Annotated in this window: 12 protein-coding genes and 2 pseudogenes; 8 read left to right on the top strand and 6 right to left on the bottom strand. The window is 72.7% G+C overall.

Going from position 1 to position 13522, the window contains the following annotated elements; genetic code table 11:
• Positions 1 to 180 (top strand): annotated as a pseudogene (locus tag ACWDCZ_RS35550) (hypothetical protein); the annotation flags it as partial.
• Here the strand turns inward: ACWDCZ_RS35550 and ACWDCZ_RS35545 are convergent.
• The 4 genes and pseudogenes from ACWDCZ_RS35545 to ACWDCZ_RS35530 form a co-directional block, all read right to left on the bottom strand.
• On the bottom strand, positions 177 to 668 hold the full coding sequence (locus ACWDCZ_RS35545; RefSeq protein ID WP_117487316.1) for a VOC family protein: 492 nt from the start codon (positions 666 to 668) through the stop codon (positions 177 to 179). The pseudogene ACWDCZ_RS35550 and the gene ACWDCZ_RS35545 overlap by 4 nt on opposite strands.
• Positions 669 to 804: 136 nt before the next feature.
• Positions 805 to 1500: an aspartate/glutamate racemase family protein gene (locus tag ACWDCZ_RS35540; protein WP_117487315.1), complete on the bottom strand. Its 696-nt coding sequence runs from the start codon at positions 1498 to 1500 to the stop codon at positions 805 to 807.
• A gap of 57 nt (positions 1501 to 1557) precedes the next feature.
• Positions 1558 to 3408, bottom strand: a complete 1851-nt coding sequence (locus ACWDCZ_RS35535; RefSeq protein WP_449818031.1) for a CocE/NonD family hydrolase — start codon at positions 3406 to 3408, stop codon at positions 1558 to 1560.
• A 197-nt stretch (positions 3409 to 3605) separates the two neighbouring features.
• A pseudogene (locus tag ACWDCZ_RS35530) lies at positions 3606 to 4562 on the bottom strand (hydrolase); the annotation flags it as partial.
• Between the two features lie 302 nt (positions 4563 to 4864).
• Here ACWDCZ_RS35530 and ACWDCZ_RS35525 point away from each other — a divergent pair.
• Positions 4865 to 6001, top strand: a complete 1137-nt coding sequence (locus ACWDCZ_RS35525) for a Nickel transporter NicT (protein ID WP_117487312.1) — start codon at positions 4865 to 4867, stop codon at positions 5999 to 6001.
• A gap of 104 nt (positions 6002 to 6105) precedes the next feature.
• Here the strand turns inward: ACWDCZ_RS35525 and ACWDCZ_RS35520 are convergent, their stop codons facing one another.
• Positions 6106 to 7044 (bottom strand): SGNH/GDSL hydrolase family protein, encoded by a 939-nt coding sequence (locus tag ACWDCZ_RS35520; protein WP_449818030.1) that lies wholly within the window; start codon positions 7042 to 7044, stop codon positions 6106 to 6108.
• A 368-nt stretch (positions 7045 to 7412) separates the two neighbouring features.
• Here ACWDCZ_RS35520 and ACWDCZ_RS35515 point away from each other — a divergent pair, with 368 nt between their 5' ends.
• The 3 genes from ACWDCZ_RS35515 to ACWDCZ_RS35505 all read left to right on the top strand — a co-directional run bounded on the left by ACWDCZ_RS35515 (position 7413) and on the right by ACWDCZ_RS35505 (position 9785).
• The gene (locus ACWDCZ_RS35515) at positions 7413 to 9068 is read left to right on the top strand and encodes an FAD-binding dehydrogenase (RefSeq protein ID WP_449818029.1); all 1656 of its coding nucleotides are present in this window, start codon (positions 7413 to 7415) and stop codon (positions 9066 to 9068) included.
• Between the two features lie 148 nt (positions 9069 to 9216).
• Positions 9217 to 9498 (top strand): hypothetical protein, encoded by a 282-nt coding sequence (locus tag ACWDCZ_RS35510; protein WP_387966430.1) that lies wholly within the window; start codon positions 9217 to 9219, stop codon positions 9496 to 9498.
• Complete coding sequence (locus ACWDCZ_RS35505; RefSeq protein WP_049652761.1) at positions 9495 to 9785, top strand: hypothetical protein; 291 nt, start codon at positions 9495 to 9497, stop codon at positions 9783 to 9785. The genes ACWDCZ_RS35510 and ACWDCZ_RS35505 overlap by 4 nt, the downstream gene beginning before the upstream one ends.
• Before the next feature lie 104 nt (positions 9786 to 9889).
• On the opposite strand, the gene lepB is transcribed toward ACWDCZ_RS35505, so the two are convergent.
• Positions 9890 to 10561, bottom strand: coding sequence for a signal peptidase I (lepB, locus tag ACWDCZ_RS35500; protein ID WP_449818028.1), 672 nt, complete (start codon positions 10559 to 10561; stop codon positions 9890 to 9892).
• 147 nt (positions 10562 to 10708) lie between these two features.
• Here lepB and ACWDCZ_RS35495 point away from each other — a divergent pair, with 147 nt between their 5' ends.
• The 3 genes from ACWDCZ_RS35495 (at position 10709) to ACWDCZ_RS35485 (ending at position 13437) form a co-directional block, all read left to right on the top strand.
• Positions 10709 to 11125: a hypothetical protein gene (locus ACWDCZ_RS35495; protein WP_049652764.1), complete on the top strand. Its 417-nt coding sequence runs from the start codon at positions 10709 to 10711 to the stop codon at positions 11123 to 11125.
• A gap of 187 nt (positions 11126 to 11312) precedes the next feature.
• Complete coding sequence (locus tag ACWDCZ_RS35490) at positions 11313 to 11567, top strand: hypothetical protein (protein ID WP_049652766.1); 255 nt, start codon at positions 11313 to 11315, stop codon at positions 11565 to 11567.
• Positions 11568 to 11769: 202 nt separating this feature from the next.
• Positions 11770 to 13437, top strand: a complete 1668-nt coding sequence (locus ACWDCZ_RS35485; protein ID WP_079272061.1) for a purple acid phosphatase family protein — start codon at positions 11770 to 11772, stop codon at positions 13435 to 13437.
• Positions 13438 to 13522 lie beyond the last annotated feature (85 nt).

The following is a 13522-nucleotide window of genomic DNA, read 5'->3' as shown; positions in this document are numbered from 1 at the left end:
GCCGAGTGCGGCCGCTGCCACGACCCGGTGCCCCGCCCCGGCATCTGCCGCGCCTGCGCGGGCCTCGGCACGAGAACCGTCGCCGTCGGCACCGGGGCCGGGGCCACCCCCGGAGGCGTCGCCCGCGCCCGCGCCGCCCTGCGCGGGTGGCCCGGGCGGCCGGTCGCCGCGAACTCCTAGCTGGCGAAGCCGCCTTCGGGGCGAATGATCTCCAGGTTGGTGCCGTCCGGGTCGTTGAAGTAGGCGACCCGGGTGCCGAGGGCGGCGTCCGGGGTGACCTCGCCCTCGATGAAGGTGTAGTCGTCGCCGAGGAAGTCGTAGCCGGCGTCCTTCATCCGCGTGTACACGGCGTCGAAGTCGTCGACCCGCAGGCACAGGTGCATCGAGCCGGGCCGGTTGGCCACGCCGCCGGTCCGTTCGCCGACCGGCTCCTGGAACTGGATGAGGTCGATGCCGAGGCTGTTGTCCAGGTTGATCGTGGCGTAGCGCAGCTTCGCCACGGGCAGGCCCTGCGACTTCCCGAACGGCACGCTGTGCATGGTGCCTTGCGCGACGGGCTCCCGCCCGGTGAGGGCCGTGTAGAAGGCGATCGACGCGTCCAGGTCGGAGACCGAGATGCCGACGTGGGCGGCGAGGGTGAGGTTGATCGGGGTGCTGGAAACGGCCATGGTCGTCCCTCTCGTTCGCGCCCCGTGGCCCCCGGTTTCGGGGTGGGCGGCGCGGGGCGGAGTGCTGGAGAAACCGGTCCGCTCACCATTGTCCCGATGCCCGCCGACCGCGCACCTCAGGGGCGGCGGTCGGGGTTCAGGGGCCGGCCAGGGCGGCGTCGACCGCCGCTTCGGCGTGCAGCCGGGTGGTGGGGAAGACGGGCACCGGGCTGTCCTCCGGCCGGACGAGCAGTTCGATCTCGGTACAGCCGAGGATGATCCCTTCCGCGCCCCCGGCCACCAGTTCGCCGATCACCCGCCGGTAGGCCGCCCGGGATTCCTCGCGGACCAGTCCGACGCACAGTTCCTCGTAGATCACCCGGTGGACCAGGGCGCGCGAGTCGGCCTGCGGCACCTGGACGTCCAGGCCGCCCGCCGCCAACCGGCCGCGGTAGAAGTCCTGTTCCATCGTGAAGGCCGTCCCGAGCAGTCCGACCCGCCGCAGGCCCGCTGCCCGGACGGCGGCCGCCGTGGTGTCGGCCAGGTGCAGCAGGGGGACGGAGACCGCCGCCGCGACCTGGTCGGCGACCTTGTGCATGGTGTTGGTGCAGATCAGCAGCAGGTCGGCGCCGGCCGCCTCCAGTGACCGGGCCGCGTCGGCGAGGACCTGGCCGGCCTCCTCCCATCGGCCGGCCGTCTGCAGCCGTTCGATCTGCGCGAAGTCGACGGAGTAGAGCACGAGTCGGGCGGAGTGCAGTCCGCCGAGGCGCTCGCGGGTGAGTCGGTTCAGCAGGCGGTAGTACTCGGCGGTGGATTCCCAGCTCATGCCGCCGATCAGGCCGATGGTCTTCATGGGGCCATTTATAAGCAGGAATCGAAATGTGAGGCAAGTGCATAAGTAAATCTTTGATTAATTCTCCCGGGGCACCCGGTGCTGCCACTCCCGGGCGAACACCTCCGATCCGCCCTCCAGTGCCCGCAGTTGGACGATGCTGAGGAAGTGCCCGGCGTCGCAGCGCAGTTGGGTGCGGGTCTGGACGGTGATGTCCCAGCCGATGTCGGGGCGCTCCAGGCGGACGGTGTGGTCGGTGCGGGCCTGGGCGCTGAGCGGGGCGCCGGTGAGCACCCGGTAGGCGGTGACGGTGTGTTCGTCGCGGACCAGGCCGTCGGGGTGGGTGCGGGTGCCGTCGGTGGCGGGGGAGAACTCGGCGCGCCACTCGTGGCGGCCGATGTCGTGCACGGTGAGGTGCTCGGGCCGGGCGGTGAGCGGTTCGGTGAGGTGGACGGCGAGCGGTTCGGGCAGTATCGGGGGTTCGAAGGTGACGGGCCGGGTGCCGACGTCGGCGGCGAGGTGGCGCACCGGCAGGCTGAGGGTGGAGCGGGACGGGTCGACGCCGTACCCGGTGTCCTCGGCCGGGGGCCACACCCAGGGCCAGTAGACGGAGGAGAGGGCGAGCCGCAGCCGGTGCCCGGCCGGGATGGTCGAGGCGCAGGCCGCGAGTTCGACCTCGGCGTCCGGGCCCACGGCGGCCAGGACGCCCCGGGTGACCAGGTCCGAGGTGCCGTCCGGGCCGACCGCGCACAGCCGGACGGCCACCTGGGCGGGCGCGTCGTCCTCGCGCAGCCGCAGCCGTACGGTCGGGGTGCCGAGCAGTTCGACCGGTTCGGGCAGCGGCTGGGAGTCGAAGCAGACCGAGCGGCCGTCCTCCTCCCGCTGGTCGGGCGGCTGGTCCGCGGGGCGGCCGTGCGGGACGTAGGCGCCGGCGTTGAGGCCGGTGTGCTGCGGGGAGCGGACCCGGACGTACCGCTCGTCGGAGGCGGTGCCGGCGGTGCGCAGCGGTCCGTCCAGGCCGTAGTGGATCGCGCGGACGTCGGGGGAGGGCCAGGCCTCGTCGCCGGTCCAGCGGGTGGTGAGCCAGCTGCGCAGGGCGGGTTCCTGGAGGGCGTCGGTGTCGACGCCGCGCAGCCAGTGGTCCCACCAGCGCAGGGTGTCGGGCAGGGCGGCCTCGGGCAGGCCGTGCGGCCAGGGGCCGATCAGGGCGCGCGCGGTGGGGGACTCGGCGAGCAGCCGCAGCACGAAGGAGCAGGACGGGTCGCCCCAGCCGGCCACCGCGAGGGTGGGCACGGACACCGGGACGGTGCTCTCGCCGGCCGCGAGCCAGTCGTCGACGGGCGGGTTCAGGGACTCCAGCCGGGCCAGCCAGGCGGCCCGCCAGGCGTCGCCGACGTACCGCGGGTCGGGCGGCAGGGCGGCGTCGGCGACCAGGGCGGTGAGCCGGGCCTGCAGGTCGGCGGCGAGCACGGCGCCGCCGGTCCGGTGCCCGCCCTCGGGGCAGGCGGTGACCACGGCGCCGACGGTCTCGGGGGTCCGGGCGGCGAGCCGCAGCGCGGTGGTGCCGGCCGCGCCGACGCCGAGCAGGCCGAGCCGGCCGTTGCACCAGGGGCGGCGGGCGAGCCAGTGGACCACGGCGGCGCCGTCGGCCAGCTCCTGGTCGCCGCCGGGTTCGCCGGGGACGCCCTCGGAGTTGCCGTGCCCGCGGGTGTCGACCCGGACGGCGGTGTAGCCGTGGCCCGCGTACCAGGGGTGGCGGCGGGCGTCCTCGGCGGCGGTCCGGTCGGTGAGGCGGCCGCCGGAGTACTCCAGCAGGGCGGGGCCGGGCTCGTCGCCGACCGGCCGCCACAGCCGGGCGGCCAGCCGCGTGCCGTCGGGCAGCGGGACGCGCAGGTCCTCGCGGGTGGTGTGGAAGGGGTAGGACGGCATCGGCCGCTCCTGTCGGTCCCGGGCCGGTGGAGCACCGGCGGGCCCGCGGCGCGTACGGACGGGGTGCCGCTCCGTACGAGCGCGCCGCGGGCGTCGGTACTCCGACAGTAGGGGAGGGAGCGGCCCTTTTCCTGGCGAGCAGCCCTGGCGGGGGCACCCCGGGGCCGAGCCGCCCCGATCCGGGGCGCGGCCGGTCAGGCCTTGCTGAGCCAGGCGGTGGCGTTGAGGGCGAGGGCGGCGTCGGTGCCCGCCGGGTCGTCCCAGCCGTTGTACAGGGTGTTGCCGGACTGGCCGGTGCCGTCGTCGATCGGGGAGCTGTCGCCCCAGACCGCGACCCGGCCGGAGCCGAAGGTGCTGGTGACGAAGAAGGCGCCGGTGTTGCCGCTGTAGCCGGTCCGGTAGACCAGGCCCTTGACGTTCGGGTTGTCGGCGGGCTTGAGGGTGAAGGTGGTGCCGTTGCGCAGGATCGAGCCGGTGACGGCGCCGAAGGGGCCGTGCAGCACCGGGTCGGTCGCGTCGTTGACCGCGCGCGGGTTGTCGGTGGTGATGTTGAGCAGGTCGACCGAGAAGCCGAAGGGGTCGTTGTTGTTCACCCCGTTGCTGGTCAGCAGGTCGTTGATGATCTTCGGGGAGTCCCAGCCGTCGTTGTTGCGGTCGCTGTTGACGTGGTCGGAGACCAGGAAGAGCCCGCCGCCGTTCTGGACGAACTTCATGATCGCGGTCTTCTCGCTCGCGCTGAACCGGATGTTGGGCTCCGGGATCACGAAGGTGTCGAAGTTGGCGAGGTCGAGCGCGGCGCCGGTGCCGTAGCTGATGGTGGAGCCGGCCGGGAGGGTCTTCAGGCTGTACTGGCCGGTCTTCTGGAGGGCGACGCCCCAGGCGGAGAGGGCGCCGGTCCAGCTCTTCTCGGTGGTGGGGTTGGCGTTCTGGGCCAGCGGGTCGGGCTGGCTGGTGCTGATGATCCAGTCGGCGTTGCCCGCGGTCTCGGCCTTGCTGTTGTCGAACAGCACCCGGTGCGGGGTGGCGCCGGCCGCGGTGGCCCGGGTGGTGGGGGCGGTGGGGCCGGGTGCGGCGGTGGCGACGGGGGTGGTGAGACCGGCCGCGAGCAGCGCCGCACCGGCCAGGGCCGCGGCGGTTCGAATACGGATCGTCATGAGCCGTTCCTCCGTGGGGAGTTGAGGGGTCGGCGCGCAGGTTTTCGCGCGTAGAACGGGAGTATCCGCGCGTAGAGCGCACGGTGAAAGCCCCGGGAGGTTACGAAGCCTTGTACGGGTGGTGACGATCTCCGGGGGTCGATCGGAAGTCGGGGGAAGCCGGGGGGAAGCGGTGTGAAAGCGGGGCGGAAACGGTGCGGAAGCGGGGGGAGACGAATCCGTAATTGCGCATGACTTGCAACTGCGCGCGTCAAGGCGGAAAGATGGCCCAGCTTCGACCGCCCGACCGAAAGGACACGACGATGACCGCCCCCCGCTGGCGCGACCGGCTCACCCGTGAGGAGTGGATCCGCCTGGCCGGAATGGGCGGATTCATCCTCGCGCTGCACGTCGTCGGCTGGTTCACCCTGCTCGCGCTGGTCGAGCCCGAGCACTACACCGTCGGCGGCCAGGTGTTCGGCGCGGGCATGGGCCTGACCGCCTACACCCTCGGCATGCGGCACGCCTTCGACGCCGACCACATCGCCGCCATCGACAACACCACCCGCAAGCTGATGGGCCAGGGCAAGCGGCCGCTGTCGGTCGGCTTCTGGTTCTCGCTCGGGCACTCCTCGATCGTCTTCGGCCTCTGCGCGCTGCTGGCCTTCGGCATCCGCTCGCTGGCCGGCCAGGTGGAGTCCGACGACTCGACGCTGCACGAGATGACCGGCCTGATCGGCGTCACCGTCTCCGGCACCTTCCTGCTGCTGCTCGGCCTGATCAACCTGGGCGCCTTCAACGGCATCCTCAAGGTCTTCCGCCGGATGCGCCTGGGCGACTACGACGAGGCGGAGCTGGAGCGCCAGCTGGAGCGGCGCGGGCTGATGAACCGCATCCTCGGCAAGGTCACCAGGGCCGTCACCAAGCCCTGGCACATGTACCCGGTGGGCCTGCTGTTCGGCCTGGGCTTCGACACCGCCACCGAGGTGTCCCTGCTGGTGCTGGCGGGCGGCGCGGCGGCCTTCTCGCTGCCCTGGTACGCGCTGCTCACCCTGCCGATCCTGTTCGCGGCCGGGATGAGCCTGCTGGACACCATCGACGGCTCGTTCATGAACTTCGCGTACGAGTGGGCCTTCTCCAAGCCGGTCCGCAAGATCTACTACAACCTGACCGTCACCGGGCTGTCGGTGCTCGTCGCGCTGGTGATCGGCTCGATCGAGCTGATCGGCCTGCTCGGCGAGAAGCTGGACATCACCAGCGGCCCGATCGCCTGGATCGGCGGGCTGGACCTCAACTTCGTCGGTTACGCGATCGTCGGACTGTTCGTGCTCACCTGGGCCGCGGCGATCGCCTACTGGAAGCTCGGCAACGTCGAGGAGAAGTGGTCGGCCGGGCTGGCCGCCGCCTCGGCCACCGGCTCCGGCTCGGCCTCCGGCTCCGCCTCCGCGAAGTCCGAGTAGCGCGCGCACGAGAACCGAGGGGCCGGTGACCGGGGTCTGGTCACCGGCCCCTCGGGGCTTTTCCGGCGGCACCGCTCCGGCGCCGAGGTGGCACCGCCCCGCCGCTACTTCAGCGCGGCCAGCACCGCCTGCGCCATCACCTGCTCGCCGGTCGCGTTCGGGTGGAACGGCACGGCGGGCGAGCCGGGCAGCGCGCCCTCGATCCAGCGGTCGTCCGAGCAGACGTCGTGCCCGAGGGTCGGTGTCGCGGTGTCCACGTAGGTCGCGCCGTTCGCGGCCGCGGTGGACTTCAGGGCGGCGTTCAGCTTGTCGAGCACGCCGTGCATGTACTCGACGTCGCCCGGGGTGACGGGCTGGCGCAGCACGCAGGTCGAGCCGTCGGCGGGCAGGACGGACGGGTAGCCGACCAGCAGCACCCGGGCCCCGGGCGCCTTGGTGTGGATGCGCTTGAGGGTGTCGGTCAGCTGCGGGGTGATGGTGGTGCGGATCCGCTCGGCGAGGTCGTCGGTGCCGTACTGCCAGGACATGGTGCTCCAGTCCCAGTGGCCGTGGTGGTAGACGTCCTTGCAGGGCGTGCCGAACGGGTTGACGACGGCGCCGGCGATGCAGGTGGCGACCAGTTCGCCGAGGCCGAGGTCGCTGGCGGCGAGGTCGTTGCCGCCGATCCCGAGGGTGACCAGGTCGGTGTCGGCGGTGACCGCGTCCAGCTGCGGGTCGTTGACCCGGATGAAGGCGTCGTACTGGGGCTGCGTCATCGCCTTGATCTTGGCTGCGGCGCAGGTGACGTCGGTGTACCGGCCGGCCTTGAGGGCGCCGGCGACCAGGTGGCCGTAGTTGCGGTCGGAGCGCAGGCACAGGCCGGCCGACTGGCCCGGCACTCCGGCGCCGGCGGCGTAGGAGTCGCCGAGCGCCACGTAGTGCCCGGGCGCCCGGGTGGCGGCCTGGGCGGTGGTGGAGGTGAGCGCGAGCGCGGCGCCGAGGGCGACGGCGGCGAGGGCGGTGGAATTCCGGAGGTGCCGGGATTTCCGGGCAGGACGGAGCACGGTTCCTCCTGGGGGAGAGAAACGACGGGTGGGGGTTCGTGCGGAGCCGGACTACGGCTACTCGCAGGTAAGTTACTGCCGTGTTTCCCGGACGTCCATGGTTCGCGCGGAAATCGCCGACATTCCGTCAGATGTGGTCGAACGGTGTCGAACGGCATTTCGCATTTCGCTCCACCGGGTATCGCTCGGCAATCGCGCGGGTATCGCCCGGCCGTCGACGGCAATTCCGAAACGGCGTGGAGCGGAATTCACGCCGGCGGTTGTTACCCGCCGGTTGACCGGACGTCACCGCAGGCCGCAGTATCGGGCGCACAGCGACGGCGCGTCCCGGGCGCGCCGCCACCGCGAGCCGCCACGGAGGACTGCGCATGGCCCTGGACGCCGACGTCATCGTCATCGGGGCGGGCCTCGCGGGCCTCGCCGCCACCGCCGAACTCGCCGACGCCGGACGGAAGGTGATCCTGCTCGACCAGGAGCCCGCGGCCTCCCTCGGCGGCCAGGCGCACTGGTCCTTCGGCGGGCTCTTCCTGGTCGACTCGCCCGAGCAGCGCCGGATGCGGATCCGCGACTCGCACGCCCTCGCCCGGCAGGACTGGTTCGGCACGGCCGGCTTCGACCGCCCCGAGGACGCCTGGCCGCGCCGCTGGGCCGAGGCGTACGTGGACTTCGCGGCGGGCGAGAAGCGCTCCTGGCTGCACGGCATGGGCGTGCGGTTCTTCCCGGTGGTCGGCTGGGCCGAGCGCGGCGGTCAACTCGCCGACGGGCCGGGCAACTCGGTGCCGCGCTTCCACATCACCTGGGGCACCGGACCGGGACTGCTGGCGCCCTTCGTCCGGCGGGTCCGCGCGGCCGCCGCCCGCGGCCTGGTGGACCTGCGCTTCCGGCACCGGGTCACCGGGATGTCCGCCACCGCGGGCGCCGTCGACACCGTCACCGGCGAGGTGCTGGTGCCCAGCCCGGCGGGCCGGGGCGAGGCCAGCTCGCGCGAGGTGGCCGGAAGCTTCGAACTGCGCGCCCAGGCCGTGATCGTCACCTCCGGCGGCATCGGCGGCAACCACGACCTGGTCCGCAAGGCCTGGCCGGCCCGGCTCGGCACCCCGCCCGCCAGGCTGCTCTCCGGGGTGCCCGCGCACGTGGACGGACTGATGCTGGACGTCGTCGGCCGGGCCGGCGGCAGCCTGATCAACGGCGACCGGATGTGGCACTACACCGAGGGCATCGAGAACTGGGACCCGATCTGGGCCCGGCACGGCATCCGCATCCTGCCCGGCCCGTCCTCGCTCTGGTTGGACGCCCGCGGCCGGCGGCTGCCCGTCCCGCTGTTCCCCGGCTTCGACACCCTCGGAACGCTCGAACACATCATGACCACCGGGTACGAGTACACCTGGTTCGTGCTCAACCAGCGCATCGTCGAGAAGGAGTTCACCCTCTCCGGCTCCGAGCAGAACCCCGACCTGACCGGGAAGTCGGTGCGCGGCGTGCTCGGACGCGCGCTGCCCGGCGCCCCCGGCCCGGTCCAGGGACACCTGCGGCACGGACGGGACTTCGTGGTCGCCGGGAACCTCGCCGACCTCGCCCGGGGCATGAACGCCAGGACCGCCGAGCCGCTGATCGACCCGGACGAACTGCGCCGCACCGTCGAGGACCGCGACCGGCAGCTGGCCAACCCCTTCGCCAAGGACCTCCAGGTCACCGCCATCCACGGCGCCCGCCGCCACCTCGGCGACCGGCTCATCCGCACCGCCGCCCCGCACCGCATCCTCGACCCGGGCGCCGCCCCGCTGATCGCCGTCCGGCTGAACATCCTGACCCGCAAGTCGCTGGGCGGCCTGGAGACCGACCTCTCCTCCCGGGTGCTGCGCCCCGACGGCGAGGTGCTGCCCGGGGTGTACGCGGCCGGCGAGGCCGCCGGGTTCGGCGGCGGGGGCGTGCACGGGTACCGCTCGCTGGAGGGCACCTTCCTGGGCGGCTGCCTTTTCTCGGGCCGCACGGCGGGCCGGGCGGCGGCGCGGGCGGTCGGGTAGCGGCGCCCCCCGGCCCCTGCTACCGGGCCTGCGGCATGTCCCTCGGCCGGACAGGGGAGGGCCCCGGCGGTCGGAAGGCGGTACCGGACCGGCCCCTGGGGGAGGACACTGGTAGCGGTCCCGCCCGCACGAGACGTTCGGAGGAACGGTGAGCGCAGCACCCCTGCACGGTCACCACGACAGCCGCCAGCCCGTCCCCCGCACCCAGGACGGCGTGGCCGCGGCCCTGCCGCCCGCGCAGCGCATGGAGTTCTACCGGGAGATGGGCGAAGCCGACATCGAGACGATCGGCGGCGTACTGAAGCGGTGGTGGCTGCGGGCGGAGCTGTACCGCGACCCGGAGGGCGACCGGATCCACGCCGCCGTCCAGGCCGGCACCGCTCCCGGCACCTCCGCTTCCGCGGTCCTGCGCCGGCTCGGGGCCCGGTGAGCGGCTACGACGAGTTCCCGGACGACGACGACCCGATCACCGTCTCCCCGGCCGTGGAGGAGTTCCTCGGCGACCCTGGCACGCCGGCCGACGTGTTCTCGGCGGTGGTGGCCTTCCTGGTCGACCTGCGGGAGGATCCGTTCCCCCGCCTGAGCATGCCGGTGCCCGGCCGGCCCGGGATGCACTCGGCCCCGCTGCGCCGGGACCTCGGGCTGGTGGAGTACGCGGTGAACGAGGACGCGGACCCGCCCCGGGTCTACGTCTCCCGTGTCCTGCGAGCGGACTGACCGGCCCGCCGTCGGCGAGACCGAGGGCCGGCCGGTCGGGAACCGGCGGTCAGGGCCTGGCTGCGTAGTGCTGGTCGACCGGGCGCCGACGGGTGGCGACGGCGTCAGAAGGTGGCCGGCGGCTCCAGCCCCAGCGGCCGGGCGGCCCGGCCGCGGACGGCGAAGACGATCGCCGCGATCAGGCCGATGACGGCCAGCAGCAGCCCGAGCGCGGCCACGACGAGCGCGCCGGCGAGCTTGCCGGGCAGGGCCTCGGAGTCGGCGCCGCTGTGCCACACCACCCGCTCGCCGACCTTGGCGAGGTCGACGGTGCCCTGCTGGTCGGCCAGGTTGATCCGGGAGTCGAAGGCGTCGCCGCGGACGTCCCCCATCAGGAAGGCCCGGCCCGGCGGGACGGTGACGTCGAAGTCGAGGTAGCAGGTGTGGACCTGCCGGGCCGGCGGCTCGTCGACCGGCTTCCCGTTGAGGCTGAACTGCCCGTTCACGCAGGCGATGCGGTCGCCGCCCAGGGCCATGGCCCGCTGGATGACGATGCCCTGCAGCGTCCAGGGGGAGTCGACGGCGTAGACCTCGCCGTGGCGCACGTCCGCGGGCTGGACCCGTTCGGTCCAGAGCCCGGTGCCCGACCGCAGCTCCGGCGACATCGTGTCGCCCGTCATGCGGTGGTAGCCGTAGCCGGAGCCGACCACGGCGAACCCGAGCACGGCGCACAGGACCCCGACCACCCCCACGGCCACCGATATCCATGTACCGCGGCGGCCCCTTCGCTTCGGCATCAGGCCGTCCTCCCCTTGTTGTTCGTGAGTCGTGTGGTGGCCCGTGGGCCGTGCGCATCCTAAGGGTCTGGGATGCCCGCTGGCCTGCGGGTACAGTGCGGGGGCCGGTGCGGAGCGCGCCGCCGACCACGAGGGGGAGCAGAGCCGATGAGCCGCCGAGAGCGCGACGGTGCCCGGGACCGCAAGCGGGGCGCCGGTGCCCCCGTGACCGTGACGGTCTGCCGGGGCTGCTGCTGCGGCACCGAGGCCAAGCACCCCGGGGTGGACCACGCGGGCCAGTACGAGCGGCTGCGGACGGCGGTGGGTTCGGCGGGCCGGGTCCGGGCGGTCAAGTGCCTGGACGTGTGCACCCAGTCGAACGTGGTGGTGGTCGGCCCCTCGGCGGAGGGCCGGGCGGCGGGCGGCCGGCCGGTCTGGCTGGGCTTCGTGCTGATGGACGACATGATCGACGAGATCGGCGCCTGGGTGCGCGCGGGCGGCCCGGGCCTGGCCGATCCGCCGGGGCTGCTGGACCTCCAGCTGATCTCGGTGTCCCGGCGGGTCCGCGAGGGCCTGCCGGAGTGAGGACGGGTCTGCCGGAGTGAGGTCGGGCCCCGGCTGAGGTCAGCCGTTGGTCCTACAGGATGATCGTCGGATCATGTCTACCCGGGCCGAACCCGGGTCGGCCCGGGTGCCTTCACCACTACCATGACCGGTGGTGTCGGGCCCTTCCGGACGGCGCCGAGCCGTTTCCGCGCGAGGGAGGAAGCCGATGACGACGGTCTGCCGCATCTGCGCGGGCACCGGCCGGACCGCCGGCCTCAGCTGCCGGACCTGCCAGGGCACCGGCACCACCGAGGTGGGCGGCGGGGGCGGCAACTGCTTCCTCTGCGACGGCACCGGCGTGTACGTGCGCTACCGGGTCGACGCGACCGGCGCCAAGCACGCCTACCGGGACGAGATCTGCCGCACCTGCGACGGCACCGGCAACCGGACCGCCACCCAGTGGGACGAGCGCTCCGGCTGACCAGGCCCGAACGCTGTCCGCGCTTCCGCCGACGCCCGCTCAGGCCACGGGGCGGATGGGGGCCATGATGCGGCGTCGGAACGGTGCGGACACGGCCTTTGCCAAACCATGGTCGAACATTGGTGTTCGAATGGGCGGTACGCTGCGACCCGTTCACCCGGCGTCCGTGCGCGATCAACGCGCCGCTGGAAGAGTCCCGCGCATGGATATCCCCAACATGGGCGTGCCGGCCAAGCTTGCCGACCGCATGAGCATGGCCGAGCAGCACGAGTACCTGCGGGCCCGCTTCTCCCGCCGCCGGATGCTGCGCGCCGGTGCCGTGACCGTGGGCGCCGTCGCCGTCGGTGGCGCGCTGGGCAGCGGCACGGCCTTCGCCGCCCCGGCCGGCCCGCAGCTGCTGACCGGTGGCACGACCAGTGGCATCGACGGCTCGCTGGTCGCGCCGATCGGCCGTCACCTCCAGTTCGGCCCGGAGCCGGACACCCAGTTCCGCATCTCCTGGCAGGTCCCGGCCCCGGTCAAGAAGCCGTTCCTGCGCTTCGGCAAGACCCCGTGGGAGCTGAGCCACAAGGTCCAGGCCGAGGTCCGCGCCCTGCACACCCCGGCGCTGACCCCGAACAGCCAGCCGGTGGACCAGTACTACCTGCACGTGGCGCTGGAGGACCTGCGCCCCGACACCACCTACTACTACGGTGTCGGCCACGAGGGCTTCGACCCGGCCGCGCAGCAGCAGATCTCCACCCTGCACACCTTCCGCACCGCGCCGTCCCGCGACCACCGCTGGGGCAAGGTGTACGAGCCGTTCACCTTCACCGCCTTCGGCGACCAGGGCGTCAGCGCGCACGCGGCCGGCAACGACCACATCATCAAGGCGCAGAACCCGGCCTTCCACCTGCACGCCGGCGACATCTGCTACGCCGACCCGGCCGGTTCCGGCACCGACCCGGACAAGTCCGTCTTCAACGCGAAGACCTGGGACGACTTCCTGGTGCAGACCGAGACGGTCGCCGCCGAGATCCCGTGGATGGTCGCGTACGGCAACCACGACATCGAGGCCTGGTACTCGCCGAACGGCTACGGCGGCGAGAACGCCCGCTTCTTCCTGCCGAACAACGGCCCGGACCCGCGCCAGGTGCCCGGCGTCTACACCTTCCGCTACAAGAACGTCGGCGTCATCTCGCTGGACGCCAACGACGTCTCCTACGAGATCCCGGCCAACCTGGGCATCTCGGCGAACAAGCAGACCAAGTGGCTGGAGCGCACCCTCAAGGACCTGCGCAACGACGAGACCATCGACTTCGTCGTGGTCTTCTTCCACCACTGCGCCTTCTCCACCACCGTCGCGCACGCCTCCGAGGGCGGTGTCCGCGAGGCCTGGGTGCCGCTGTTCGAGAAGTACCGGGTGGACCTGGTCATCAACGGCCACAACCACATCTACGAGCGCACCGACGCGATCCTCGGCAACAAGGTCTCGAAGCAGGTGCCGAGCGGCGCCACCATCGAGCCGGCCAAGGACGGCGTGGTCTACGTCACCGCGGGCGCGGCCGGCCGCAGCCTGTACAAGTTCGACGTGCCGGACACCTACGAGGGGCACGAGAACCACCAGGACGAGGTCAAGACCTACTACTGGAGCAAGGGCAAGGTGAAGACCCCCGAGACCATCCAGTGGTCGCGGGTGCGCTACACCGGCTACTCCTTCATCAAGGTCGACGTCACCCCGAAGCACCTGGGCCAGAAGTCGGTCATGAAGGTCACCGCGCTGGCCGAGGACGGCACGCAGATCGACAACTACACGATCCTGCGCACGGTCGGCGAGGGCTGGGACTCGGACCGGGACGACGACGGCCAGGGCGGCGGTTGGGGCTGGTAGTCCCCGCCGGTCGCGACGGTGCCCCGGCGAGGGTGACGGGGCCCGGCGGTCGTGACGGTGCCCCGGTGTCGGACGTGGGTCCGAC

Source organism: Kitasatospora sp. NPDC001225 (assembly GCF_053597855.1).
The sequence above is the reverse complement of the archived record's forward strand: the minus strand, read 5'-3'. Positions and strand labels throughout refer to the sequence as shown.

What these genes read in the sequence shown, in the direction of transcription:
- ACWDCZ_RS35495 (WP_049652764.1), top strand. Translation starts at nt 10,709, where the DNA reads ATGAGCCGCCGAGAGCGCGACGGTGCCCGGGACCGCAAGCGGGGCGCC.
- ACWDCZ_RS35540 (WP_117487315.1), bottom strand. Translation starts at nt 1,500, where the DNA reads ATGAAGACCATCGGCCTGATCGGCGGCATGAGCTGGGAATCCACCGCC.
- ACWDCZ_RS35525 (WP_117487312.1), top strand. Translation starts at nt 4,865, where the DNA reads ATGACCGCCCCCCGCTGGCGCGACCGGCTCACCCGTGAGGAGTGGATC.
- ACWDCZ_RS35545 (WP_117487316.1), bottom strand. Translation starts at nt 668, where the DNA reads ATGGCCGTTTCCAGCACCCCGATCAACCTCACCCTCGCCGCCCACGTC.
- ACWDCZ_RS35490 (WP_049652766.1), top strand. Translation starts at nt 11,313, where the DNA reads ATGACGACGGTCTGCCGCATCTGCGCGGGCACCGGCCGGACCGCCGGC.
- ACWDCZ_RS35535 (WP_449818031.1), bottom strand. Translation starts at nt 3,408, where the DNA reads ATGCCGTCCTACCCCTTCCACACCACCCGCGAGGACCTGCGCGTCCCG.
- ACWDCZ_RS35515 (WP_449818029.1), top strand. Translation starts at nt 7,413, where the DNA reads ATGGCCCTGGACGCCGACGTCATCGTCATCGGGGCGGGCCTCGCGGGC.
- ACWDCZ_RS35485 (WP_079272061.1), top strand. Translation starts at nt 11,770, where the DNA reads ATGGATATCCCCAACATGGGCGTGCCGGCCAAGCTTGCCGACCGCATG.
- lepB (WP_449818028.1), bottom strand. Translation starts at nt 10,561, where the DNA reads ATGCCGAAGCGAAGGGGCCGCCGCGGTACATGGATATCGGTGGCCGTG.